Source organism: Parapusillimonas granuli, assembly GCF_013416525.1.
In the GTDB taxonomy this organism is placed as follows: Bacteria; Pseudomonadota; Gammaproteobacteria; order Burkholderiales; family Burkholderiaceae_B; genus Parapusillimonas; species Parapusillimonas granuli.
The window spans coordinates 379,821-405,279 of record NZ_JACCEM010000005.1; the positions used below are offsets into that span (position 1 = coordinate 379,821).

Here is a 25,459-nt window from a genome sequence, read left to right on the forward strand (position 1 = left end):
CCGGGGCTGCCGCCCATCGAAGTGATCTTACTGGAGGCTTGCAATGACTCAATCCAAAAACCACCCTGCTCAGGGCTCGACCACCGGCGCCGGCGCGCCCGCGCCCAGCGACCGCAATTCCCTGACGCTGGGCTCGAACGGCCCGATACTGCTGCATGACGTGCACTTTCTGGAGCAGATGGCGCACTTCAACCGCGAAAAAGTCCCGGAGCGCCAGCCCCACGCCAAGGGCGCGGGGGCGTTCGGCACTTTCGAAACCACCGCCGACGTCTCCGCCTACACCAAGGCCGCCTTGTTCCGGAAGGGCTGTAAAACCGAAGTGCTCGCGCGTTTTTCCACCGTGGCGGGCGAGGCGGGCAGCCCCGACACCTGGCGCGACGTGCGCGGCTTCTCGCTCAAGTTCTACACCGAAGAAGGCAATTACGATCTGGTCGGCAACAACACGCCCATATTCTTCCTGCGCGACCCGATGAAGTTTCCGCACTTCATCCGCAGCCAGAAGCGCCTGCCCGATTCGGGCCTGCGCGACAACCACATGCAGTGGGACTTCTGGACCAGCAATCCGGAGTCCGCCCACCAGGTCGCCTACCTGATGGGCGACCGCGGCCTGCCGCGCACCTGGCGCCACATGAACGGCTACGGCTCGCACACCTACATGTGGGTCAACGCCGCCGGCGAACGCTACTGGGTCAAGTACCATTTCCATACCAGGCAGGGCATGCAGCATTTCACCAATGCGCAAGCCAAGGAAATGGCCGGCCTGGACGCCGACTACCACCGGCGCGATCTCTTCGAGGCCATCGCAGCAGGCGACCACCCCAGCTGGACGTTGTCCGTGCAGGTGATGCCCTACGAAGACGCCAAGTCGTATCGCTTCAACCCCTTCGACCTCACCAAGACCTGGTCGCACAAGGACTACCCGCTGATCGAAGTCGGCACCATGACGCTCGACCGCAATCCGGAAAACTTCTTCGCGCAGATCGAGCAGGCGGCGTTCTCGCCCGGCAATACCGTGCCCGGCATCGGGCTCTCGCCCGACAAGATGCTGCTGGGCCGCGCCTTTGCCTACAACGATGCGCAACGCAACCGCATCGGCACCAACTTCCATCAGCTGCCGGTCAATAAGCCCAAGGTGCCCGTCAACACCTATATGTTCGATGGGCAGATGGCCTACGAGCACAGCGGCAGCCAGCCGGTCTATGCGCCCAACTCCGGCGGCCGCGGCTGGGCCGACAGCACCGGCAAGGTGGAGGACGGCTGGGAAACGGACGGCGACATGGTGCGCAGCGCCTATGCGCTGCATGCCGAAGACGATGACTTCGGCCAGGCCGGCACTCTGGTGCGCGAGGTATTCAACGACGCGCAGCGCGACCGGCTGGTGGAAACCGTCGCCGGCAGCCTGCTGGGCGGGGTGCGCAGCCCGGTGCTCGAACGCGCGTTCGAATACTGGAAAAGCATCGACGCGGACGTGGGCCGGCGCATCGAGGAAAAAGTCCGCAGCGGCCAGGCGGCGGAACCGGCGGCGGGAATGAGCGAAGCCTAGCGTAGATGACAGGCGAACCTGGCAGGCGTGTCGGCGCGCCTGCCGGTTCTTGTATGCTGTGCGCGCATTATGCTGGCGCGTCGAGTGCCGCCTTTCGCCCGCCTCAGGCGACCACCTCGACCAGTTCCATCATGCCCATGTCCTCGTGATCCAGCGCATGGCAATGCCAGACGAACTTGCCGGTAAAGTCGGTAAAGCGGCTGCGGAATGTAATGGAGGTTGGCCGGTCCTGGGTGCCGTTGGGCGCCAACGGAATGGTGTCGGCCCAGTAGGGTTCGATGTCCTCGCCATTGACCTTGACGACATAGCAGTCATTGACATGAATGTGGAACGGATGCGGGTAGCCATTCATGTTGTACAAAGTCCATTCTTCGACGGCATTCAGGGCCACGATCTGCGTCGTCGACAGCGCGGATTGGAACGTGGCCAGCTTGCCTCCGGCGTTGCCGGTGGAAAACACGAAATTGGCCAGCGACGAATTGTCCGTTGCCGGGATGAACCATTCTTCACCCTCGGGGATGGGCTGCGCGAGCAAGGAGCTGTCCTTGCTCAGCACCGACAGGATGACCGCCCGGGTCTTGCCGCCGTGCTGGGCGAGCTCGGCATCGGTGATGGGCTGGTAGTTGTTATACAAAGGCAAGCGGTGCGGGCTGGGCAGATCCATGTCGACCGGCGTGCCTTCGACGACGACGCGTGCGACGATTTCCGGGTCCATGCCCGACGGAGCCTTGGCGCAGCGCAGATAATAAGTGCCGGGAGTTTTGCTGGCCTGCACCAGCATCGAGTTGCGATTGCCGGGATACATGGCGCTGCCTGGCCAAAGGACGCCGTCCATCCGAGTCACGGAGTCGGCATTGACGGGCCGGTACTGGCGCGGGAAGGCGTTTCCATCGCGGGCGTAATGCCACAGGGTGTGCTCGTCCAGCACCGGGTTGAAGGGGTAGAAGACGTCTGCATTGAGAAAATGCCAGTTCTGGATTTCCCCCGGGCGCATGACGATGGTGGGCTGATAAGCCCCATTGAGCACGAAGCCGCTGTTATTGTTGCCTGTGTAGTCGTACAGGGTGTCGCTGCGGCCTTTATCGCTAAGATTCAGGCGATGCACGAAGATGATTCTTTCGCGGATTTCATCGGGCAGATCGAAATCATTGCGCGGGGTGGAGATCAAGATGGCCCCGAACATGCCGCCGAGCACCTGCGTGGTGGTGGATCCATGCAGGTGCGGGTGATACCAGTAGATTCCATTGGCATGGTTGGCGGGCAAGGCGATTTCATGCTGCCGGTCGGCGCCGGGCGGTACCCCCGCGTCGGGGGTGTCCACCATATAGTCGCCATAGACCCCGGGACGGATTTCCTTGGGATCCACATGCAGACCGTGAAAATGCAGGTTGGTGCTGTTCTGGTAATTGAGAAAGCTCAATGACGAGTACTTGGCATCATTTGCGGGCAGCCTGTTCTGCAGCCGGATACGCAAGGTGTCGCCCGCATTCAGGCACAGGGTAGGGGCCGGGAGACCATTGTCATAGCTGCGCAAGTAGGCGTTCACGGAACGGGATGCGCCCGGATAGACATTCTGCGAGGGGGCGGCGAACTGGACGCTTCTGTTGCCATAAGCGGCCACCAGATCGATATCGATGAGGCCGTTGCGGGCATGGATGCGGGGGGCTTCGGGCAGGGTGTCCGCCGTCACCTCCGAAACGTCGCCACCGCCGCCGCAACCCGCCAGGGGCGGCAGCATCAGGCCGGCGGACAAGCCCAGCGACCAGCGCAGGACGTTGCGGCGCTTGGGGTCCGCGGGACCGATGGCGGTCGCCGATGGTTGACGGGCGCCGTGGTGATTGCTTGTACTCATGCTTGTGCCCTCGTCAGGCCAGATGGATGGGATTCGGGATCAGGACCACCGGGTCTTGGGCGGGCCGCCCGCAGGCGGCGCTGCGGTTGTCGCCCCAGGCAAAGACGGTCAGGCCGTCGCTGGCCAGCACATGGCCCGTTCCCGTGGCCAGATGCGTGATCGGCGGCAGGCCGGTAATTCGCATGGCCCGCGGAGAGGAGTGCCGTTGCGGCAAGCCGATCTGCCCCAACCCGTTCCAGCCCCAGGCAAAGACTTCGCCCTGCTCGGACAAGGCCGCCGTGTAAAACAGCCCGCCGCCGACCTGGCGCACGGGAAAGTCAGTCTGGATCTTGACTGGACGAGTGAAGTAGGCGCCCTCGGCGCTGCCTGTTTGGCCATGATTGTTGGCGCCCCACGCCCATAACTGGCCGGCTGCATCCAGGGCCATGCTGTGCGTGTCGCCCGCGGCGATGCCGATGATGAGCTCGGGCAAGGCCACTTGGGCCGGCAGGCCCGAGGATTTGAGCGTCCCGTGCCCCAGCTGGCCGGCCTGGTTGGCGCCCCAGCTCCAGACGCGGCCGGAGCGATCCAGGGCCAGGGCGTGCGCCGAGCCGCATGCCAGGCTGGCGATGGCGGGCAGGCCATCGAGCGCAGCCGCGGTATTCTGTGCCGGCTGTGCCGGCCGGCCAAGCTGCCCCTGGTGATTGAAACCCCAGGACCACACACTGCCGTTCTCCAGCACGGCCAGGCTGACGGTCTGCATGGTGGCCAACTGGCGTATTCCTCCGGGTATGGCTCGGACCGTCTGGTGGGCCGCTCCATGGTCCGGTGCAATCACGGGCCGGCAGGCCAGCAGGGCTCCGGTGTCGCAAGCCCCCAGTATGTGAGTGTTGCCATCGGCGACAAGGCGAAAAGGCGCGCCCGGGTTGAGCAGTTGCGCATAGGGCTGGGCATAGCGCCGGTGGCCGACTTCGGTTTTATCCGTGAAGCAGATTTCCCCTGGAAGCGCATCTTGCAGGCCGGGGTAGGCGGTTTTGAAGGCCCCCCACCCCCAGGCCGCGCCTTTGCCGTCGAGCGCGACGGAGCGTTGAGGGCCGGCGCTGAGCTGAACGATAGCCATGATGTATCTCGTTTTATTATTTGTTGCTAAATATATTAGCTCAGAACGTCGCGGTGCATTGAAGTTCGAGGTCGCCAGGCCGGTCGATGGCTCACTGCCGGCCCGCATCATCCCCGCCGTTGAATACGCACACGGGGGCGGCGTGCGCCGCCCTATGCGACAACGCGCTGGACGTGGTTATATGTATAATAATGTAATTAATTTGCCATATGTTACAGCATCTGGCGGGCAGGCTGCGGAACTGTTCCGTACGCATCGGAAAATAATGTGCCGCATATTATTTTTACACTTCTGGCATTGGCAGTACCGCTGAGTGGATGCGCACAGGCTCGAGCCCCGTCGTTTTACATGGCCGGCTCATACTTTCCGGCATGGCTTTTGTGCGCCGTAATCGGCATCGCGGGCGCGGCGTTCACACGCGTCCTGTTCATCAGAATTGGACTCGACGACATTTTGCCATTGCGGCTGCTGGTTTATTCATGTATCGCCTTCATCATCGCGATGGTTGTCGGGCTGTGTTTTTTCATTGAATAGCCATGCAGACAGCCAATCCTCACGACAATAAAAAGAAATGGGCCTGGGCCGCGGCGTTTGCCATCTTCATCGCCACCGCGGCGCTCGGCTGGTCCACTTTCAAGCGAGTGCTGTCCCATCCCTTGTCCGAAGACGCGGTGATACAGGCGGACGTGGTACACATCAGCACGCCCGTACCGGGCAGAGTCATGCAGTTCAATGTCAAGGAAGGCAGCCGCGTGAAGCGGGGCGATCTTCTGTTCAGCCTGGATCCGGCCGTCTATCAGCTTCGGGTCGAACAGGCCGAGGCGGAATTGCAGGTGGCCGAAGCGGCGCTGGAGGCCAAGCGCCGGGGTATCAACGCGGAAACGGCGAACGCCGCCATCGCGGATGAGCAGATCGCCCGCGCCCGGCACAATTTGACCCTCGCCGAGCGCACTCACCAAAGGCTGCTGCCGCTCGCCGGCAAAGGGTATGTCACCAAACAGCAGCTCGACGACGCGGCCACCCTGAAGCGCGATGCCCAGGTCAGCTTGAATCAGGCGGTGTCGCAGGCAGAGGCTGCGCGCCAACTGATCGGCAACCTGGACGCGGAGAGCGCCATGGTGCAAGTGAGCCGCAGCGCCCTGGCAATCGCCAGGAAATCTCTGGCTGATACCAGGGTCTATGCGCCGCATGATGGATTGGTGGTGGGGCTCTCCGTTTCAACGGGCGAGTATGCGGCTCCGGATCAATCCCTCTTCACCCTGATCAACACCGAGAGCTGGCATGCCACGGCCTACTTCCGTGAAACCGAACTGGCCGACATCGAGCTGGGGGCATGTGCGTCCGTGTATGTCCTGGGACAGCGGGGACCATCCCTCAAGGGGCGGGTTGAGAACATCGGCTGGGGAATCAGCTCCGCCGACGTGATCAACCTGCCGCGCAGCCTTCCATATGTCCAGAAATCGCTCAATTGGGTACGCGTGGCACAGCGCTTCCCCGTCCGCATCGGGCTGAATGAGCCGGATTCGGGCTTTCTGCGCATGGGCGCATCGGCGGATGTGGTGATCAGGCATGGCGGCGACTGCTAGCGGCGTTCTTCCGGCGCTGCTCAGCGTTGCGCGGACGGAGCTGCTGCCGTTCGACGGCCGCCTCGGCATGGCGTGGCGCGTTGCGGCGCAATGCATGATCGCCGCCGCTGTATTCATGACCTATGGCATTCCCATGGCGGCGATCGGCTGTTATCTGATCCTGTTCATCATGAAGCCGGCCAGCACAGAAAGTTCGCTCATGGCGGTCGCCATCTCGATACTGGTAAGCCTGGTGGTCATGATCATGTTCGCGGTGCTGCACTGGACCATCGATTCTCCACTGCTGCGGATGGCGGTGCTGGTCGGCGGCTCGATCCTGTTCTTGTATATCGGTGCGGCCAGCCAGTTGGGGCCGGTGGGCAATATTCTTGCGATGGTCGTTGCATTCATCATGACCTTGCTCAGCGACGTGCCGTTCGGGGAAGTCGCCACGCGCGGGCTGCTCTACGCCTGGCTCATGGCCGCGGCTCCCATGGGGCTGGTCGTGCTTTTCAATCTGTTTTTCGGCAGGTCATCGCTGGCATGGCTGCGCGCGAGGCTTTCGGCAAGGCTGCAGGCGGCCGCCGACGTGATCGAGGGGCGGTCGCCATCCGCCGCGCTTGAAGAGTTCCTGCTGGAAGGAAATGAAGAACTTGACAAGCAGGCGGGCTTGGTCAGGCTGCTGCATTTGGCGCCCACGGTGCAAACCCGTTTTCTGACGAATGCGATAAGCACGAGCTACCGTCTTATGCTCGCGGCATCTAGGCTGGAGCCCTCCGATACGAGCCCATGCCGCATGCGGCTCGCCGCCCGGTGCAGGGAGGCGGCGTTGGCCATGCGGCAAGGTGTTCCTGCACCGGCGGACATTGGCGGCACTGAAGGGGACGCCGGACTGGACGATGTGCGAAAAGCCTTGGCATCCCTATCGAGCGGGACGGCGCCGGCGCGAGGCCATGCGCCGGCATCCCGGAAAGGCTTTTTCTTTGCGGACGCCTTGAGCAACCCTGCCTATCAGCATTTCGCGCTGCGGACGACGGCCGCGGCGGTGATTTGTTATTTGATCTACACCGCGCTCGATTGGCAAGGCATCCACACCGCGATGATCACTTGTTATGTCGCCGCGCTGGGATCGACCGCCGAAACGCTGCACAAGCTGTTTCTGCGTATTATCGGCTGCCTGGCCGGTGCGGCCATGGGCATGGCTTCCATCATCTTTGTGATTCCGCACATCACATCGATCGGCGCGCTCATGATCCTGGTGTTTGCGGGCGTTCTGGCCGCAGGCTGGGTGGCGGCCGGCAGCGAGCGGATTTCTTATGCCGGCATACAGATCGGTCTGGCATTCCTGCTCACGGTCCTGCAAGGGTTCGGGCCGGACGTGCAAATGGACGTGGCCTGGGACCGCATCATCGGCATCATGCTCGGCAATTTCGTCATGTTCGTCATGTTTACGAAATTGTGGCCGGTCGGCATGATCTCTTCCGTGGTGCCGGCGCTCACCAGAGCGCTGAACAGCCTGGCCGCCATTGCCACCGCCGATCGCAACGACGATCCCGGAACAGAGGAGATATCGGGCGTCATGTCCGAGTTGAGCCAGGCGCGGCAAGGGCTGCAATTCCTTTTGTTCGAACCGCGCAAACTGCGCCCGGCCGACGGCAACGTCGCCCTTTTGCATGACGTCATCAGCAAGGCAAATCATCTCTGCCGGCTGGTTGCCTTTCGGGAAGGACGGCAAACATCCGAGTATGACCGGGCGATCCGCGAGCTTCCCGACTTGATGCGGACAGTAAGGCGTGCCAACACATGATTACTCTCGATATTTCCAAGCGGAGCTGGAGCGATGCCGCTCGCGTGTTGGCTCGCATGCTAAGCATCATCACGGCTTGCGCCGTGTCGGCGGGCTGCGCCGGCGATGCGCTGAGCCGCGCCCCGGCCTCCCCCAGCCAGCCCTGGAGGCCTTCTCCGTCCGCCGCAAGCCCGAATGAGGGGGGTGATGCATCGCAGGCCGCGCCGCTTGACGGCTTCTCGGTGCCGGCCGATCCCCGTATCGCTGAATTGCCGCGGGGGCCGGTCGTCGATGCGAACGCCACTTATTCGCTGCCGGAGCTGATCGATCTCGCCCAACGCGAGCACCCCTCGACCCGCCTCGCCTGGAACCGGGCGCGGCAGGCGGCGCTGGCCGTCGGAGTGTCGGAGGCGACTTTCCTCCCGATGCTTTCGGCCAACGTCATCGGAGGCTGGCAGCGGACCAGCACTCCTTCGCCCCTGACCCTCGACGGCCGCCGCTCCGATATCGACGCCGATCTGCATGGGGTGGCTCCCTTCCTGGCTATCGAGTGGCTGCTTTTCGATTTCGGGCAAAGGCGTGCCTTGGCCAAAGGCGCCGAACACGCGTCCTATGCCGCGAACGTGCTGTTCAACGGCGCTCACCAGAAAATCATCCACGACGTCACCCATGCCTATTACACCCATGCGGCCGCCGGCGCGCGGTTGCGCATCGCCAAAGAAGCGCTTGCCAATAGTCGTCAGGTGCGCGAGGCCGTCGAGCAGCGCCTGAAGGGCGGGCTGGCCACGACCGTGGAGCTGGCGCTGGCGCGCCAGCAGGTGGCGCAAACGGTGTTGCGTGTCGCCAATGCGGAAGGACTGGAACGCAATGCCTACCAGAGCCTGCTGGCGGCCGCGGGTTTGCCGCCGACCAGCAAAATCCATGTCGGCGGCCTGGAGCAGCGCACGCTGCCTCGCGCGGCTCCCGCGCTGACCGACGAGGCCATCCGGACGGCCCTTTCCAGGCGGCCGGACCTGCAGGCGAGCTACGCTGCGCTCGGCATGGCAGAGACCGGCGTAGCGGCGGCGGAGGCGGACTTCATGCCCAAGGTGTATCTCGCGGCGGTCGCGGGCGGCAACAGAACGAGCTTCGAGGCGGCGCATTTGCCTGCGTTGCGCCACCGTTCGTCCAATTCGGCGGTGCTGCTGGGCGTTACCCTGCCGCTGTATGACGCGGGCCTGCGCGCGGCCCGGTTGAAAGATGCGGAAATACACGTCGACAATGCGAAGCGGATTTTCCAGAAGGCTCAACAGGACGCCGTGCGGGAAATCGTCATGGCGCAAGATGTGCTGCATTCGGCCTTGGCGAGCTATTACGCGGCCGACGAGCTGACACGGACCGCATCGATCGCCTATGACGCGGCGCTGGAGGCCTATCGCCATGGCGTGGGTACCGCCACCGTCGCCATTGAAGCGGCAACGGGCCTGCTCGACGCCCGAAGCGCCCATTCCGATGCGCATGCCGCGTCATTGTCGGCGGCCGCCAATCTGGCGTTCGTCATGGGGGCCATGACCGTGCATCGGGATTCCTGGCTCGAGCAGCCCGGTCCCGAGACACACCTAGAACGATAAGGCAGGGACCATGTGGCCGGCGGCCTGGCCGGCCGGTGAATCCAGCTTCAATCGGCGGCCAGCAAGACCTTGGCGCCATCGGTCGCGCCTGCGGGAATCTTGCTCAACGCGATGGTCTTCCGGCTCTTTTCCTTCAGCAGCGCGGCGAGATCGAAGTCAATGTAGTTCAGGCTTTCGTAGCTTCGAACGCTGAATCGAAGGCGACGCAGATCCGAGAGCGCCGTCCAGGATGTGTACTCGGTGGTATACATGGAATGGCCCGCCACGCCGGGAGCGACGGCATCCTGGACGGCGCCCTCGAAACGCTCGTCCATGGTGATGCCGCGCGGCCTGTCGAAGTTGTTCATCACGTGCGACAGGGTCGAGACGGCCTGCTCGGGCGTCTTGGCTTTTTCGGCGAATTGGGAATAATAGACGGCCCTGACGAATCGGCCTACCGACGTATTCGAAGCCGGCAGCGCCGCCGTGGCGATACCTGAATCCGGCTGCGCGAATTGCAGCCCATTGAGCTCCAGCTTGGATTGATCCTTGTTGCTCAGGAAGGTGTAGTTATTCAGGTTGGTCATGTGCCAGGAAAATTCCGGTCCATTGGTCATGACGCCAAGAGGGTTGTCGATCACCTGTTGCTTGCCGTTGGCAAACTCGATGACGATGGAAGCGCCGCCGGCGTCGTGCAGCGTGTAGTGAAACGGCGTCTTCAGCACGCCGAGCGGCAGCAAGGCGGTCACCAGCACGGTCTGGTCGCGCAGCGCGGCCTTGACCTCTTCCACATTCTTGAACTGCGACAGGGTCCAGGCCCCCAGGTCGACGGCGGCAAGCACCGCATGGGTTTTTTCCGTCATGTCTTTGGGGCCTTCGGTACTGGCGAAAGCCAGCAGGCTGAAGCTCAGGCCGTGTTCGTTCAGCCCTTCCAGAACCTTCAGATCCTTGGTCAAGGGATCTGGGGTGGTCACGGACACAAAGCCGTATTTCGCTTGAAACGACAGTACAGGGTGATGGTCGGCTTTGGAGCCGAAGCCCGTGCCCGCGGGAAAGTAGGTGGCCTGGTAGGGCAGCTCCATGGGCAGCTCCATGGTCCTGCCGGAATACGGCGCGCCTTGCGCATCCGTGTACAACAACGACGTGCATGTGTAGGCGATGCCGGGGAGTGTCAGGGCGGTGGCCAGCACACTGGCGATCAGCGTGCGCTGCAGTCCTGTCCTTATGATCATTACGCTTATCCTTGTAAACCATCGATTGAACGCGCATCGCTTTTTTTGGCGATAAGGCGATGTTTTCGGCATTTCCGTATCCGAACGTTACTGATTATAGGGTGACCGCAACATGTTGCGCAGAAGCCGCGGCAGATAGGCCTGCACAGGCAGGCTCACCTCCGCGCCGGCTGGCATATCGCCAATTTCCGGGCCACCCGCGGCCCCGGAACATTCCCTGATGGCACCGTGTCAATGGGCGTTCGGCGGCCGCCTGCTGTTCGGCGCCGACCGCTGTGCCCATCCCTTGCGCCCGCGCCGGCCATGCCGACGCGGGGCGGCTTCATCCCGAGGTATATGTTTTTTTATATAAATTAGATGAAATCATCATTATTAAAGGAATAGGTTTCGAATGATACTTTGCGCTGATTTTTTATTGACCGCTGCGGGAAGGCGGCGCCGGAAGGCTTATCCAGGCCGGGAAACTGAACACGCCCCGACGGTCGCTCCGTCCGGGATCTAGAACGAGGAGACAAACATGTTGGGTATCAACTTATTCAACGGCTTGGTCTATGGCGCATTGCTGATCATCATGTGCTCCGGACTGGCCCTGATCTACGGGCTCAGGCGAGTCGTCAATTTTGCGCATGGCGCGCTCTACATGCTTGGGGCCTACCTGGGCTACAGCATCGCCCTGCACACGAATTTCTGGGTCGCCCTGGTGGCGGCGCCCGCCGTCATGGCTCTGTTCGGCGTGCTGCTCGACCGCTACGGGTTCCGGCTGCTGCAGGATCGTGAGCCCTTGTCCGTGGTGCTGGTGACGTTCGGCCTGCTGCTGGTGATCGAAGACTTCGTGCAAACCGTCTGGGGCAAGAGCAATCTTTCCTTGCCGGCCCCCGAGCTGCTCGCTTTTTCCATCGACTTGTTCGGCACCCAGGTGCCGGCCTACCGCGTGGGGGTGATCGTGGTCGGGGCCGCCGTCGCCCTGGGCCTGAGCCTCTGGCTGCGTTTTTCCCGCATCGGCCTGTTCGTGCGCGCGGCCAGCACCGACCCCGCCACCACCGCCATGCAAGGCGTCAATACCGACAATCTGAGCGCGGTGGTCGTCGGGCTGGGCACGGCATTGGCGGGCCTGGCCGGCGTGGTCGCCGCGCCGTTTCTCTCGCTGTCGCCCGCAATGAGCGCCGACGTCCTGATCGACTCCTTCGTCGTGGTCGTCGTGGGCGGGCTGGGCTCTTTGGCGGGCGCGTTCGTGGCCGCCTTGCTGCTTGGCATGGTGCAGTCCATCGGCGCCGTCTACCTGCCCAACGTGGCCGTGCTTCTGCCGTTTTTGCTGATGGTGGCGATTCTCATCTGGAAGCCGGCAGGGTTCGCCGGCAGCCGTACTTGATTCAGGAGCGTTTGAACATGACTTTTCAACGTATGGGTATGTACACCCTGGTTGCGTTGGCGGTGGGTGTGCTGGCCAGTGCGCTGATCACTTCGGGCACCGTCCTCAGCCTTTTGACTCAAGCCGTCATTTACGCCATTTTCGCTCTGGGGATCGGGGTGCTGCTGCGCCAGAACGGCTTGGTCAGCTTCGGCCACGCCCTGTATTTCGGGGCGGCCGGCTACATCGTCGGCCTGCTGCTCAATATGCGGCTCATGCCGGCTGAACTGGCCATCCTCGTGGCGCTGTTGTGCCTGACGGCATTCGCCTTCCTCATCGGCCTGGTCATCGTGCGGGTGCCGGGAATTGCTTTCGGCATGCTCACTTTGGCGATCGGACAGATGTTTTTCCTCAGCGCCTCGCGCTCGCGCGGCGTCACGGGCGGCGCGGACGGCATGTCCATAGACTGGCCGTCGACCTTGTTCGGCTTCACTCAATCTCAGATCCTGCATCCGGCGAATCTGTTCCTCGTGTGCTGGGTGACCCTGATCGTGCTGATGATCCTGCTCACTCTGCTGCTGCGCGGCCGGTTCGGGGTCATCACGGAGGCCGTGCGCGACAACGAAGAAAGGGCGCGTTTCATCGGCATCTCCACCGTGTTGCCGCGGGCGGCCGTCTATGCCTTGTCGGCGGCCATCACGGGGGTCGGCGGCATTCTCGCCGCGTTGAACACCGGCTTCATCTCGCCTGAAAGCCTGCACTGGAGCCTGTCCGGCATGGCGCTGATGATGGTGGTCGTGGGCGGCTTCAAAGTGCTGTGGGGGCCGGTGCTGGGCGCGGTGGTCTATTTCCTGTTCAAAGACGTGCTCGGCGAATTCGCGACGCACTGGATGGCCATATTCGGCATCGCCCTGATCACGGTGATCGTGTTCGCGCCGTCCGGCATGGCGGGCGTCCTGCAGCGCCTGATGGGCCAAGGCAAGAAAAAACCCCTGCGGGCTGCCGGCGGCGAGGAAGCGGCGGCCGGCGCCGGCTATCAGGCGCAGGCGCAATAGCCGCGCGCCGCACAGGAGACAAATCATGAGCAATTTCGTTTTGCAGGCTGACGACGTCGCCATTCATTACGGCGGCGTCAAGGCGGTCGACGGCGTGTCGCTGACCCTGGAAAAAGGCCAGATACGCGGGCTGATCGGCCCCAACGGAGCGGGTAAATCGACCGTCATCGACGCCATGACCGGGCGCCGGCGGCTGACCCGCGGCAGAGTCATGCTGCGCGGCCAGGACGTCAGCGAGCTGGGCGTGGTCGAGCGCCGCAAGATCGGGCTGTCGCGCAGTTTCCAGCGCACCAGCATTTTCGGCGGGCTGTCGGTGCGCAAGCAGGTCGAACTGGCCTCCGTCATGATGGGCGTGCAGGATGCGCGCGCCGACGCCGAGGCCGTGCTGCGCGAGCTGGACCTGCTGCATCTGTCCGACATCGAAGCCGAGGACCTGGGCTATGGCGAGCAGCGCCGGCTCGATCTGGCGCTGGCGTTGGTGGGGCGCCCCAGCGTCCTGCTGCTCGATGAGCCGATGGCGGGGCTTTCCGTCAAGGAGTCCCAGGATCTGGCACAGCACCTGAAGAAGCTGACCTCGAGCTGGGATGTGTCCGTACTTTTAGTGGAGCATGACATGGACGTGGTCTTTGGTATTTCCGACGCCGTCACCGTATTCGAGCTCGGCAGGGTGATCGCCAGCGGCGAGCCCAAGGTGGTGCGCGCCGATCCGCGCGTTCGCGAAGCTTATCTGGGAAGCGCGGCATGACGGCCATCCTCAATCTCGAAAACGTGCACGCCTATTACGGCGCCGCCCACATCCTGCACGGCCTGGGCCTGTCCGTATCGGCGGGCGAACGGGTCGCCTTGATCGGCCGCAACGGGGTCGGCAAGACCACCGTCGTCAACACCATACTGGGCCTGGCCCAGATGAAGGCCGGTGCCGTGTCGTTCGGCCGGCGGCAGATCAGCCGTTTGCGCCCCTATATGGCGGCCAAGCACGGCATCTCCGTCGTGCCGCAGGGCCGCTGCATCGTGGCCAACCTGACGGTCGAGGAGAACCTGTTGCTGGGCGCGGCCAACGGCCGCAAGGGCCACTGGGACGTGCCCAAGATCTACAAGCTCTTTCCGATCTTGCAGGAACGGGCGCATACGCCCGGCACCGCCTTGTCCGGCGGCCAGCAGCAGATGCTGGCGGTGGGGCGCGCGCTCATGGCCAACCCGGACCTGCTGCTGCTCGACGAACCCACCGAAGGGCTGGCCCCGGTCATCGTCGACCAGTTGGCCGACATCTTCAACCTGGTGGCCGACCAGGGCACGGCGCTGCTGCTCATCGAGCAGAACATGAGCCTGGTCGCCCGCGTCGCGCACCGGTATCTGGCGATGTCCAAGGGCGCCATCGTGGCGCGGGGCGGCGTCGTCAATTCACGCGAAGGCCTGGACGACCTGGAAAGCCACGTCATGGTCTGAAACCCGTTCCGGCGGCCGGCCCCCGCGCCCCGCCTCGTGCCGATTACCTTATTTGAACCACGGGTGCCGGACCGTTTCCGGCAATCACAAGAGGAGACCTTCCCACATGATCAAACGCAGGAATTTCAACAAGCTGGTGGCTGCTTCTGTATTGGCCGTCTTGCCCATGGCGGGCTTTGCCCAGAATAAAGATCCCGTCAAGGTCGGCGTGCTGACGTCCAGGACGGGCGTGTGGGCCGAAATGGGCGAGGAAGTGGCCCGCGGCATCATGTTTTCCATCGACAACGCCAATGCGGCCGGCGGCGTGGACGGCCGCAAGATACTGGTCGCCGAAGGCGACGATGAGGGCAACCCCGACGCCGGCCGCCGGGGCGCCGAAAAACTGGCGCGCTCGGGCCACAACCTGCTGATCGGTTCCATCGGTTCGGCGGTGTCGCTGGCCATCGTGCAGGGCCTGGATCGCTGGGATGCGGCGTATTTCGCCACCATCAGCAAGACCGACAGGCTGAGCGGCGACAGCTGCAAGGCGCGCAGCATACGCACCGTGCAATCCGATGCCATCGACATCGCCATGATCAACAAGTGGGCGCCGAAGATCAAAGGCGAGAACTTCGCCGTGATCGCTTCGGACTATGCCTGGGGCCATGATTCCAGCAGCTCGTTCAAGAAGGCGGTTGAAAGCAGCGGCAAGAAGGTCTCGCTGAGCCTCTTCGTGCCCCTGGGCGCGAAGGACTACTCGCCCTATATTTCCCAGCTGAAAGCCGCCAAGGTCGACGCCATCTGGGCCGCCATCCCCGCGCGCGACGGCATTGCCTTCATCAAGCAGGCCGGCGAATTCGGCCTGCTGGCCACCACCCCCGTGATCGGCCATGCGATGCTGTCGGAATTCATCGTGCGCGCCACGGGCAACAATCAGGAAGGCATGGTGGGCACCCTGGGCTACGGGGCGGACTTCCAATACCCGCTCAACCAGGCTTTCGTCAAAGCCTGGAAGGAAAAATTCAATCGCGTCCCCACCGAAACCGAAGCGCTGGGCTATCTGGGATCCGAAGTCATGCTGGAGGGCGTGCGCCGCGCCAAGAGCGTCAAGCCGGCTGAAGTCACCGCTGCCCTGCGCGGCGCGGAAGTGGACACCATTTTGGGCAAGCTCACCGTGCGCGCGGCCGACAACCAGTTGGTCGTGCCCAACTTCGTTGCACGCGTGAAGAACGTCGACGGCGAAATGCGGCCGGTCATCGAAGAGGTCTTCACGCCCGACAACGCACCCCCGGCGTCGCCGCTCTGCAAAATGTAAGCACGCCGTTTCTGGGGCTCGCCCGGAGCGGGAAAGCCCCTGCGCATCATTCAGAAAATCAGCCACCCGGCCGAACCGGCCGGGGTTCACCACGGTGAAGCCGCTGGTGTGGGGAAAACATGACTCAAAAAACCAACTCTGCGCGGATGGAGTCCGCGGATGTGATCGTCGTGGGCGGCGGAGGATCGGGGATGGCGGCCGCCATCGCTGCCGCCGAGTCCGGCGCGAAAGTCATCCTGCTCGAGAAGAATCCGCATCTGGGCGGCACGACACGGCTTTCCGTGGGGTCGATCACGGCGACGGGCACGCGCTTCCAGAAAGCGAAGGGCATACACGACACGCCGGACGAGCACTTCAACGACATGTCGCTGTTCCTGACTCCGGAGCTGGCCGAAAAGGAAAACCTCGAGTTGCGGCGCGTGCTGGTCGACCATGTGCCGGAAACGCTCGAATGGCTGATCAGCATCGGCCTGTGCTTTTACGGCCCGATGCCCGAGCCGCCGCACAACAAGCCCCGCATGCACAACGTCCTGCCGAATTCGCGGGCGTATGCGTATTACCTGGAAAAAGAATGCCGCCGGCAAGGCGTCGACATCCGCTTGAACGCCAAGATCGACCGGCTCATCATGGAGGGCGACGCGGTCAAGGGCATTCTGGCCGACGGCGGTTCGGGGCTTTGCGAGTTCCGGGCGCGCGGAGCCGTCATCCTGGCCACCGGCGATTTCAGCGCGAGCGAAACGCTGAAGAAGCAGCACGTGCCGCATGCCGCCCAGGTGGATGCGATCAATCCCGCCAGCACCGGCGACGGGCACGTGGTCGCGCAGCGGATAGGCGGCTGGATCCGGAACCCCGAGGTCATGTGGGGGCCCAGCATGCGTTTCAAGGCGCCGCCCGTGGAAACCCTGCTCAGGCGCCTGCCCCCGTACAAATGGGTGACCAAACCGCTGCAGTTCGCCTTGATGAATCTGCCGATGTGGGTCTTCCGGCCCTTCGTCACCCGCTTCATGACGGCATCGCTGGCGCCCGAGCCTTCCATGCTGCGCGCGGGGGCGCTGCTGGTGAACCGCAAGGGCGAACGCTTCACCAATGAGCTGGCAAGGCCCGAGCTCGATGTGCCGAAACAGCCCGGCAAAGAGGCTTTCCTGGTGTTCGACGACACGCTGGCCAAGGCCTTCGAGGCCTGGCCCAACTTCGTGTCCACCGCGCCGGGCGTGGCCTATGCCTATCTGAAAGACTACAAAGCCACGCGCCCAGACCTGTATTACGAAGCCGCCACGGTCGAGGATCTGGCGCACAAGATGGGCGTGCCCGCCGACACACTGGCGCGGCAAGTGCGTCAATACAACGCCGGCCTGGATGCCGGCGACGGCAGAAAGCCGCTGGTCAATGGGCCTTTCCATGCGCTTGGCCCGGTGCTGAGCTGGATCGTGTTCACCGAGGGCGGGCTGGCCGTCACGGCGCGCCATGAAGTCATCAAGCCGGACGGCGCGCCGATTCCCGGCCTGTTCGCCGTCGGTTCGGCGGGGCAGGGCGGCACCATACTCGCCGGCCACGGCCACCACATCGGCTGGGCCATGACCTCCGGCCGCCGCGCCGGCCGTTTCGCCGCCGAGCTGGCGCGCGGGAACGGATCATGACGGCCCCGGCCGCGCCTGTTTTTTCCTCTCTTTTCCGTGTCCATCGTATGAATAATCCAAGTTATCCCGTTGTGCAGTTCCTGGTCGCCCGGGGCCGTGGCCTGAGCTACGCATTCGCGCTTTTACTGTTGCTCGCCTCGATCGCGTGGGCTTTTTTCACCGGCTCGGTCCTGATCGGCGTGGCCGGGATCATCGCGTCCGGCGTGCTGCTCGGCCTGTTGCTGAGCTATGTCGAAGTGCTGCGCATCATCGCAGACACCTTATTGCCGAAATACTGAACATCTTGAACGAATATGCAGCAAGGAGCATGCCGTAATGCAAAGGGAAGTTGATGTTGTCGTGGTGGGCGGCGGCCTGGCCGGCCTGAGCGCCGCCAATAGGGTGGCCCAGGATGGGTTGCGTGTGCTCGTGCTCGAAAAAGGTTCCGAGGAGGCCTATCTTTGCAACAGCCGCTACACCGGCGGGCTGTTCCACATCGCCATGGACGACATGGCGGGGGAGCCCGATTGGGTCAGGGCCAACCTGGAGCGCGTGACCAACGGCACCTGCGAGCCCGCCCTGGCCGAGGCCTTGACCGCCCATGCCCGAAGGGCCCTGCGCTGGCTGTCTTCCCTGGGCGTCCGCTTCATCAAGGCCGGCCCGGACGGCCTGCGCCGCAATGCCTTGTCGCCTCCCGGCGTGCGCCAGACGGGCCTGAACTGGCAGGGGCGCGCCGGCGATGTCATGTTGCGGACCCTGGGCGAGAGCCTGCAGCGCATGGGCGGCCAATTGATGCGCGGCGTCGAGGCCCGGCAGCTGATCATGCGCGACGGCCGCTGCGCCGGCGTGCAGGCCGTGGCGGCTTCCGGCGACTCGCTCGATATTTCCGCCGGCGCGGTGGTGATCGCCGACGGCGGTTTCCAGGGGAACCCGGAGCTCGTGCGCCGCTTCATCTGCGAGCATCCGGAGCGCGTCCTGCAGCGCAATGCCCAGACCGGCCGCGGCATGGGATTGCTGATGGCCGAAGCCGTGGGCGCGAAGCTGGTCGGCACCGAGAATTTCTACGGCCACCTGCAGCACCGCAACGCCATGGCGGACGGCGCGCTATGGCCCTACCCCGTGGTCGATTCCCTGGCGACGGCGGGCCTCGTCATCGATGGCACGGGCAAGCGGTTCTGCGACGAGGGCCTGGGCGGCGTCTACGTCACCAACGCCGTCGCCAAGCTCGACGACCCCTTGTCGGCCGTCATCGTTTTCGACGACGCCACCTGGCAGGGGCCGGGGAAGGACTGGCTGCTGCCCGCCAACCCCTATCTGCTCAGTGCGGGCGGCAGCCTCGTCACGGCGCCGACGCTGGCCGAGCTTGCCGGCCGGCTTGGCCTGGACGCCGGGCAATTCGACCGGACCATCGCAGACTACAACCGGCTCGTCGCGTCGGGCGAGCGCGCCGGCCAGCCGCCGCGCAGCACAGGCGTCTATCGTGCCTGGCCGGTTCAGCGGGGGCCGTTCCACGCCATCGAAATCTGCGCCGGCATCACCTACACCATGGGCGGCATCGCCACCGATGCGGGAGGCCGCGTCCTCGACGCCGACGACCGGCCGATCGCGGGCCTGTACGCGGCCGGCGCCTGCACGGGCGGGCTGGAAGGCAGCGGCGGGGCGGCCGGATATTCGGGCGGGCTGTCCAAGTCCGCCGTCTTCGGCATGCTGACCGGCGAATCGATTGCGGCGTCCCTGCGGGCCCATTGAGCATGAGCGCGGGAACAGAGGAGATGACCATGCAAGAAAACAACGAGGGGTACAAAGAGGTCGACCTGCTGGTGCTGGGGGGCGGCGCGGCGGGGATGACCACCGCCCTGGTCGCCGCGCTCGAAGGGCTGGACGTCCTGCTGGCGGAAAAGACGGACCAGGTCGGCGGCACCATGTCGACGTCGGCCGGGACGATCTGGATCCCCGGCAACCAGCAGAGCCGGGAGGCCGGCTACCAGGACACCGTGGACGCCGCCCGGGTGTATCTCGACGCGCTGATCGGCACGCCCGACGATACCGGGATACGCGAAGTCTATCTGCGGACCGCGCCTGAAATGGTCGAGTACCTGCGCCGGCGCAGCGACGTGCAGTTCGCGCCTTGCGGCAAGCACCCCGATTACCGCGACATGGCCGGCGCCGCGGTGGCCGGCCGGGGCCTGGCGCCCGTCACCTTCGACGGCCGCTTGCTGGGGAAGGATTTCGAGCGTGTCCGGCCCCCGATTCCGGAATTCATGGTGCTGGGCGGCATGATGGCCGGAAAGTCCGACATTCCCCGGCTGATCAACCGCTTCCGCTCCGTCTCCGACTTCCTCTATTCCGGCGGTCTGTTCTTGCGCTATCTGAAAGACCGGCTCCGGTATTCCAGGGGCACCCGAGTGGTGATGGGCAACGCGCTGGCCGCAAGGCTCTACTACAGCCTCAAGAAGAACGGGGTGCCGGTCCTGTTCGAAACCCAGGCCGAAAGCCTGTTCAGGGAAGACGGCCGGGTCGCGGGGGCCTTGCTGCGGTCGGCGGGCCGCAGCCTGCGCGTGCGTGCCCGCCGCGGCGTGGTCATCGCCACCGGCGGCTACGGCCATGATGCCGAATTGCGCCGGCGCTGCATGCCCGCGCCCACGCCGCCCTACAGCCTGGCGTGCGCCGCCAACACCGGGGACGGCATCCGGCTAGGCTTGCAGAGCGATGGCGCCATCCGGCCCGAAACCCAGGGTCCGGGCGCGTTCTGGACGCCGGTTTCGGTGCTCCGGCGGCCCGATGGCTCAAAAGGGCTCTTTCCCCATCTTTCGCTCGACCGGGCCAAGCCCGGCCTGATCGCCGTCAATGGCGCGGGCCGGCGTTTCGTCAACGAAGCGGATTCCTATCATGATTTTGTGGAAGGGATCTATGCGTCGCACAAAAGCGTTCCCACCATGCCGGCGTACCTGGTTTGCGAAGCCGACTTCGTGCGCCGCTATGGCCTGGGCGCCGTCTATCCCGGCACGACCGACCTTTCCCGCGCCGAGCGTTCCGGCTATCTCGTGGTGGCGCCGACCCTGCAGGAGCTGGCGCGCCGCATCCAGGTGCCGGAACCGGCTTTTGCCGAAACCGTAAGGCGCTACAACGAAATGGCCCGCCTGGGCACGGACCTCGAATTCGGCAAGGGCGGCTCGGAATTGAACCGGTTCAACGGCGACCCCGAACAGAAGCCCAACCCCTGCCTGCGTCCCATCGAGCACGGGCCGTTCGTGGCGCTGGCGGTCTGGCCCGCCGAGATCGGCACCAGCACGGGCCTGGTCTCGGACGCCGACGGCCAGGTCCTGGACGGACAGGGGCGGCCGGTGGGCGGGCTGTATGTGGCCGGCAACGACATGGCGTCGATCATGATGGGGACGTATCCCGGCCCGGGTACCACCCTGGGGCCGGCCCTGACGTTCGGCTACCGGGTGGCGCGGCATGCGGCCGGGGTATCGGCCGCGACACGGAAACAATCCAGCACAGTGAGCATGGCATGAATGATTCCTATCTGAAAAAAGTGTTTGGCCTGCAGGAGCGCACCGCGCTCGTCACCGGCTCGGCGGGCGGTATCGGCCGCGAGGTGGCCCACGCACTGGGGCAGGCGGGGGCGCGGGTCGTGATCAACGACTTGAGCGCGGAACGCTGCCAATCGGCGGCCGAGGCCTTCCGCCAGGCCGGAATCCAGGTGAAGGTCGCCGTGTTCGACGTCTCCGACCGCAAGGCCGTGGCGCAGGCCCGCCAGAGCCTGGCGCGCGAGGGCTGGGAGATCGACATCCTGGTGTGCAATGCGGGCAACCAGAACAGGAAGCCCTTCATCGACATGCCGCCCGAGGAATGGCAGTCCCTGATGAACGTGCATGTGATGGGCACCCTGAATTGCACCCAGGTCTTCCTGCGGGGCATGTGCACGCGCGGCTATGGCCGCGTCATCATGATGTCGTCGGTGTCCGCGGTGGCCACCATGCCGAACATCGCGGCGTATTCCACCGCCAAGGCGTCTTTGGCCGCCATGGCGCGCGCCATTGCGGTCGAATACGGGCCCTACGGGATCACGGCCAACGCCGTGGCTCCCGGTTTCGTGCGCACCGACTTCACCATCGGGCTGCAGCAGCGCGAGGGCTTCGAGCAATTCTTGCAGGAATCCGTGCCTTGCGCCCGCTGGGCCGTGCCGGAGGACATCGCCCCGGCCGTGCTGTACCTGGCTTCGCCGGGCGGCAGTTTCGTGAACGGGCAGCTGCTGGCCATCGACGGCGGGATGCTGGCCCGCATGTAGGGCCGGCGCCGTTCGCGGCGCGGCGCCGGCCCGAAGCGCCGGGCGTCAGCCGCCTTCGAGATGGATGATGCTTCCGTCGGCCGCCGCCTGGTGCACGGCCAGCGTGGCCTGAAGCGTGCGCAGGCCGTCCCGGCCGGAGCACACGGGCTGTTCGCGGCCTTCCGCCACCGCGCGCAAGTGGCGCAGCTGTTCGACGTAAGGGTCCTGCCTGTGCAGCGGGGTGCGCTCCATGCTCAGGGGTTCGTGCCAGCCGCGTTTGCCCAGGTACTTGAACACCTGGAGCCGGGGCAGGGCGAGCGATGCGTCGGTGCCCGTCAGGAAGATGGAATCGACGTCTTGCCTGGCGTAGTGCTCGGCTTCGCCGGCGGCCAGATCCCAGTTCCAGGGGGCCGCCGCGGCGTCGCTGACGACCAGTGTCGCCAGCGCGCCGTTCCGGAATCGCAGCAGCGCGGTGGCGGTGTCCTCGACGGCGAAACCGCGAACGGCGTTCGAGCACTGCGCCTGCACCGATGCCACCTCGCCCAGAAGAAAACGCAGCAGGTCGATGTCGTGGATCATGTTGATCAGGACCGGCCCGCCGCCCGGTTGACGGCGCCACTGCATGTCGAAGTAGCTATCCGGCTTCATCCAGGTCGCCATGACGTTGGCCGTCGCGGGCCGGCCCAGCACGCCGGCCGCGACGAGCTCTTTGGCGCGGCGCAGAATGGGATTGTGCCGGCGTTGATGCCCGACCATCAGGGGAACCCCGGCCGCTTCGGCGGCCTCGCAAAGCCGCATGCCTTCCTCGACCGTGTCGGCAATGGGTTTCTCGACCAGCACGGGCAGCTTCAGATCGATGCAGGCAATCCCGAGATCGGTATGCGTGCGGTTCGGCGTGGCGATGATCACCGCTTCGGCGCGCTGCGTGGCAAGCAGTTCCATCGGGTCGGCCGACCACGCCACGCCGAGTTCCGCGGCCAGATCGCGTCCGGCCTCGCTGGGGTCTGCAATGCCGGCCAGGACGACGTCCGGATGCCGCACAATGCGTTCGATATGCATGCGCCCGATGGCGCCGGCGCCAAAGACATGGACCGGCAGGCGCGCGGCCGTGGCGGAGCGTGTTGGACTGTTCATGAAAATTCTCCGTTTGAGATCAAACCCCGCGGCCGCCGGAAAGGTCGAAAGCCGCGCCGGTCGAAAACGAGCATTCGTCCGAGCACAGCCAGGTGATCAGGGCCGCCGCTTCATCCAGCGTGCCGGCGCGGCCGAGCGGGATGCGCGACAGGGCGGCGGCGAGATATTCGGCGGACAGCTGCTGCAGCAGATCGGTGGCGATCAGCGCCGGTGTGACCGCATTGACCAGAACGCCGGTGCCGGCCAGGTCCTTGCCCATGGACTTCGTCAGCCCGACCACTCCCGCCTTGGTTGCCGCATACGGCCCCAGGTTCTTCGGTCCCTCGTTGGCGGTGACCGACGCGATGTTGACGATGCGCCCCCAGCCATTGCGCACCAGATGAGGCGTGGCCGCGCGGCTGACCAGGAACAGTCCGGTGAGATTGATGCGCACGACCCGATCCCATTGCTCCGGCGAGGTTTCCCAGAAAGGTCCGTTGGGCCCGACGATGCCCGCTCCGTTGACCAGGATGTCGAGCTTGCCGCGAGCCTCGATCAACTCGGCCATGGCGTTTTCCACATCGGCGGCCTGGCTGACGTCGACGACGCGGGTGAGGACGCTGTGGCCATGCAACGCGCCGCATGCGTCCAGCTTGGCTTTGTCGATGTCCCAGACGACGACGGCCGCCCCTTCACGCACCAGCCTGTCGACCGCCGCGCGCCCGATGCCCGAGGCCCCTCCGGTGACCAGCGCGATCCTGTTCGCGAAACGTGTTGGGAGGTGTGTGCTGTCTGTCATGTTGTTTCCTTGGATGTATGTCCGCTGAGGGCGGACGCATGTATTTATGAGTCATGCGTACACGGCCGCGAGCGACAGTTTGCCGCCTGAAGGTATGTCTGGGAAAATGGTTAGTTATTATGATTCATATCAAAAAATGGATACCTGAAAGGGGAGCGCGTGGACTGGACGCACAAGCTACGTCTTAGGAACCTTCAAATGCTGTTGAGCCTGGCCGAGACCGGCAACATGAGCCACAGCGCGGAAGCCCTGCACACCACCCAGCCCGGGCTCTCGAAATGGCTCAAGGAACTCGAGGATGAAATCGGCCTGCCGCTGTTCGAACGCCATGCGCGGGGCCTGCGCCCGACGGCGTATGGAAACGCCCTGATCGAACACGCCAGGCGCATCGAGGCCCATCTCGATGCCGCAAGAGAGGACATGCTGTCCATGCGGGTCGGCGGCGCCGGCATCGTCACCATCGGCTTTGCCGGGGTGTCGGCCGTGGACACCGTCCCCATCGCGGTCTTGCGCATCGTGCGCAAGATTCCCAACGTCCACGTGAAGCTGTTCGAGAACAATCTGGGCAATCTCATGAGCGCGCTGAATTCGGGCGAAATGGACATCGTCGTCGGCCCCAGCGATTTCAGCGCGCTGCCGCCGCGGGTGCGCGCGGAAACTCTGTATGCGGAATCCATACACGCGGTTGCGCGCAAGGACCATCCGATTTTCGAGCTCGACACCATCACCTGGCAGCATGTGCTGGCGTATCCCTGGGCTTTGTGGGCCAAGGGCACGCCGGTGCGCAGGGCTTTTGACCGGGCCCTCGAGACCGCGGGGCAGAAACTTCCCGTCCATTACGTCGAGTCGAATTCCGCGGCGCTGAACACGGCGCTGCTGCTGCATAGCGACATGATAGGAGTCACGTCGCAGCGTCCGGCGATACGCTGGGGGAGCTTGAATCTTTTGTCGGTGATTCCGTTGTCGCTGGGGGTGCTGGGCGCCGTTTCGGTGTACTGGCGCGAGGATTCGCTCAATCGCATCGCTGTGAAGGCGGCGCTCGATTCGATCAGGGAAACGGGGCGCGATGCGAGCGGGGGCGATTTGTTCCACAGCACCGCCGCGTTTGCGGATGAGGGGCGGAACTGAGGGGTGATGCTGGGATTGGGGCGCTGCTCGGCTCAGCGGCGGGCACCGCATATCCGCCAGGCAACCCCCCAGCGAGCACTTAGCCGGCGTCCGGCTGCGCCGCCGGCTCGGCGCGTCGGAACGCGTCCAGCTTCGCGCAATTGGCTTCCACCTCCAGTATCAGCGGATACCGGCTCAAGTCCACCTTGAATCGCCGTGCGCTATTGACCTGCGGGATCAGATAGACATCGGCCAGCGTGGGCGAACCGCCAAAACTGAAGCCGCGGCGCGTGGCGTCGCGCGCCAGCATCTGCTCGTAGGCCTCGAAGCCCGCGTCTATCCACGTCTGGCACCAGGCGTCGACGGCCGCGTCGTCCGCCCCGAACTGCGAGCGCAAGCGCTTCAGGATGCGCCGGTTGTTGATCGGATGCACGTCGCATCCGATCATGGCCGCCAGCGCGCGCACGTGCGTGCGATCGAAGGGATCGCTGGGCAGCAAGGCCGGTTCGGGCCAGGTTTCTTCCAGCCATTCGAGGATGGCGGGCGACTGGATCAGCGTCCTGCCGCCGACCGCCAGGGCGGGCACCAGCTGCTGCGGGTTCACCGCCTGAAAAGAGGGCGCCAGATGCTCTTCGCGGCGCAGGTCGATGCCCACGTACTCGGCGTCCAGGCCCTTCAGATTCAACGCGATGCGCAGGCGATGCGATGTTCCGCTGCGGAAAAAACTATAGATCTTCATGGA

The 25,459-nt window shown here is 64.5% G+C and carries 23 protein-coding genes; 17 read left to right on the forward strand and 6 right to left on the reverse strand.

Translation table 11 applies throughout. The annotated features are described in order from the left end of the window. Positions 1 to 43: 43 nt before the first annotated feature. Positions 44 to 1,543 (forward strand): catalase, encoded by a 1,500-nt coding sequence (locus H0A72_RS11665; RefSeq protein ID WP_180155417.1) that lies wholly within the window; start codon positions 44 to 46, stop codon positions 1,541 to 1,543. A gap of 103 nt (positions 1,544 to 1,646) precedes the next feature. Here H0A72_RS11665 and H0A72_RS11670 read toward each other — a convergent pair whose 3' ends face one another. After that, positions 1,647 to 3,395, reverse strand: coding sequence for a multicopper oxidase family protein (locus H0A72_RS11670; protein WP_180155419.1), 1,749 nt, complete (start codon positions 3,393 to 3,395; stop codon positions 1,647 to 1,649). Between the two features lie 13 nt (positions 3,396 to 3,408). After that, complete coding sequence (locus H0A72_RS11675; protein WP_180155421.1) at positions 3,409 to 4,494, reverse strand: RCC1 domain-containing protein; 1,086 nt, start codon at positions 4,492 to 4,494, stop codon at positions 3,409 to 3,411. Between H0A72_RS11675 and H0A72_RS11680 the strand changes: the two genes are divergently transcribed. The 5 genes from H0A72_RS11680 to H0A72_RS11700 are packed head-to-tail and all read left to right on the forward strand — an operon-like array spanning position 4,493 to position 9,455. Further along, positions 4,493 to 4,807, forward strand: a complete 315-nt coding sequence (locus H0A72_RS11680; RefSeq protein WP_180154935.1) for a hypothetical protein — start codon at positions 4,493 to 4,495, stop codon at positions 4,805 to 4,807. The genes H0A72_RS11675 and H0A72_RS11680 overlap by 2 nt on opposite strands. Next, the gene (locus tag H0A72_RS11685) at positions 4,762 to 5,028 is read left to right on the forward strand and encodes a YtcA family lipoprotein (protein WP_343060175.1); all 267 of its coding nucleotides are present in this window, start codon (positions 4,762 to 4,764) and stop codon (positions 5,026 to 5,028) included. The genes H0A72_RS11680 and H0A72_RS11685 overlap by 46 nt, the downstream gene beginning before the upstream one ends. A 2-nt stretch (positions 5,029 to 5,030) precedes the next feature. Beyond that, positions 5,031 to 6,080: a multidrug transporter subunit MdtN gene (gene mdtN / locus H0A72_RS11690; protein ID WP_180155423.1), complete on the forward strand. Its 1,050-nt coding sequence runs from the start codon at positions 5,031 to 5,033 to the stop codon at positions 6,078 to 6,080. Continuing rightward, positions 6,064 to 7,866, forward strand: coding sequence for an FUSC family protein (locus tag H0A72_RS11695; protein ID WP_180155425.1), 1,803 nt, complete (start codon positions 6,064 to 6,066; stop codon positions 7,864 to 7,866). The genes mdtN and H0A72_RS11695 overlap by 17 nt, the downstream gene beginning before the upstream one ends. Next, positions 7,863 to 9,455, forward strand: a complete 1,593-nt coding sequence (locus tag H0A72_RS11700) for a TolC family protein (RefSeq protein WP_218953278.1) — start codon at positions 7,863 to 7,865, stop codon at positions 9,453 to 9,455. Before H0A72_RS11695 ends, H0A72_RS11700 begins: the two co-directional genes overlap by 4 nt. A 47-nt stretch (positions 9,456 to 9,502) precedes the next feature. Here H0A72_RS11700 and H0A72_RS11705 read toward each other — a convergent pair whose 3' ends face one another. Continuing rightward, positions 9,503 to 10,666 carry a linear amide C-N hydrolase gene (locus H0A72_RS11705; protein ID WP_180155428.1) on the reverse strand — a complete coding sequence of 388 codons (1,164 nt, stop codon included), beginning with the start codon at positions 10,664 to 10,666 and terminating at the stop codon, positions 9,503 to 9,505. 517 nt (positions 10,667 to 11,183) lie between these two features. Between H0A72_RS11705 and H0A72_RS11710 the strand changes: the two genes are divergently transcribed. From H0A72_RS11710 to H0A72_RS11755, 10 genes are all read left to right on the forward strand, one after another. After that, positions 11,184 to 12,035: a branched-chain amino acid ABC transporter permease gene (locus H0A72_RS11710; protein ID WP_180155430.1), complete on the forward strand. Its 852-nt coding sequence runs from the start codon at positions 11,184 to 11,186 to the stop codon at positions 12,033 to 12,035. Positions 12,036 to 12,052: 17 nt separating this feature from the next. After that, on the forward strand, positions 12,053 to 13,069 hold the full coding sequence (locus tag H0A72_RS11715; protein WP_180155432.1) for a branched-chain amino acid ABC transporter permease: 1,017 nt from the start codon (positions 12,053 to 12,055) through the stop codon (positions 13,067 to 13,069). A gap of 25 nt (positions 13,070 to 13,094) precedes the next feature. Beyond that, positions 13,095 to 13,814 (forward strand): ABC transporter ATP-binding protein, encoded by a 720-nt coding sequence (locus H0A72_RS11720; RefSeq protein WP_180155434.1) that lies wholly within the window; start codon positions 13,095 to 13,097, stop codon positions 13,812 to 13,814. Then, positions 13,811 to 14,515, forward strand: a complete 705-nt coding sequence (locus H0A72_RS11725) for an ABC transporter ATP-binding protein (RefSeq protein ID WP_180155436.1) — start codon at positions 13,811 to 13,813, stop codon at positions 14,513 to 14,515. The genes H0A72_RS11720 and H0A72_RS11725 overlap by 4 nt, the downstream gene beginning before the upstream one ends. A gap of 106 nt (positions 14,516 to 14,621) precedes the next feature. Next, on the forward strand, positions 14,622 to 15,809 hold the full coding sequence (locus H0A72_RS11730; protein ID WP_180155438.1) for an ABC transporter substrate-binding protein: 1,188 nt from the start codon (positions 14,622 to 14,624) through the stop codon (positions 15,807 to 15,809). 119 nt (positions 15,810 to 15,928) lie between these two features. After that, positions 15,929 to 17,446, forward strand: coding sequence for an FAD-dependent oxidoreductase (locus tag H0A72_RS11735; RefSeq protein ID WP_218953279.1), 1,518 nt, complete (start codon positions 15,929 to 15,931; stop codon positions 17,444 to 17,446). Then, positions 17,443 to 17,724: a hypothetical protein gene (locus H0A72_RS11740; RefSeq protein ID WP_180155440.1), complete on the forward strand. Its 282-nt coding sequence runs from the start codon at positions 17,443 to 17,445 to the stop codon at positions 17,722 to 17,724. Before H0A72_RS11735 ends, H0A72_RS11740 begins: the two co-directional genes overlap by 4 nt. 37 nt (positions 17,725 to 17,761) lie before the next feature. Next, a complete protein-coding gene (locus H0A72_RS11745) occupies positions 17,762 to 19,174 on the forward strand; it encodes an FAD-dependent oxidoreductase (protein WP_180155442.1) in 1,413 nt (470 codons plus the stop codon). Between the two features lie 29 nt (positions 19,175 to 19,203). Next, positions 19,204 to 20,943 (forward strand): FAD-dependent oxidoreductase, encoded by a 1,740-nt coding sequence (locus H0A72_RS11750; RefSeq protein ID WP_180155444.1) that lies wholly within the window; start codon positions 19,204 to 19,206, stop codon positions 20,941 to 20,943. Continuing rightward, the gene (locus H0A72_RS11755; protein ID WP_180155446.1) at positions 20,940 to 21,719 is read left to right on the forward strand and encodes an SDR family NAD(P)-dependent oxidoreductase; all 780 of its coding nucleotides are present in this window, start codon (positions 20,940 to 20,942) and stop codon (positions 21,717 to 21,719) included. The genes H0A72_RS11750 and H0A72_RS11755 overlap by 4 nt, the downstream gene beginning before the upstream one ends. 45 nt (positions 21,720 to 21,764) lie before the next feature. On the opposite strand, the gene H0A72_RS11760 is transcribed toward H0A72_RS11755, so the two are convergent. Next, positions 21,765 to 22,832: a Gfo/Idh/MocA family protein gene (locus H0A72_RS11760; protein ID WP_180155447.1), complete on the reverse strand. Its 1,068-nt coding sequence runs from the start codon at positions 22,830 to 22,832 to the stop codon at positions 21,765 to 21,767. Positions 22,833 to 22,851: 19 nt separating this feature from the next. Then, the gene (locus tag H0A72_RS11765; protein WP_180155449.1) at positions 22,852 to 23,610 is read right to left on the reverse strand and encodes an SDR family NAD(P)-dependent oxidoreductase; all 759 of its coding nucleotides are present in this window, start codon (positions 23,608 to 23,610) and stop codon (positions 22,852 to 22,854) included. A 159-nt stretch (positions 23,611 to 23,769) separates the two neighbouring features. Here H0A72_RS11765 and H0A72_RS11770 point away from each other — a divergent pair, with 159 nt between their 5' ends. After that, positions 23,770 to 24,738 (forward strand): LysR substrate-binding domain-containing protein, encoded by a 969-nt coding sequence (locus H0A72_RS11770; RefSeq protein ID WP_180155451.1) that lies wholly within the window; start codon positions 23,770 to 23,772, stop codon positions 24,736 to 24,738. 79 nt (positions 24,739 to 24,817) lie between these two features. Here the strand turns inward: H0A72_RS11770 and maiA are convergent, their stop codons facing one another. After that, a complete protein-coding gene (maiA, locus tag H0A72_RS11775) occupies positions 24,818 to 25,456 on the reverse strand; it encodes a maleylacetoacetate isomerase (RefSeq protein ID WP_180155453.1) in 639 nt (212 codons plus the stop codon). Between the last annotated feature and the right edge of the window lie 3 nt (positions 25,457 to 25,459).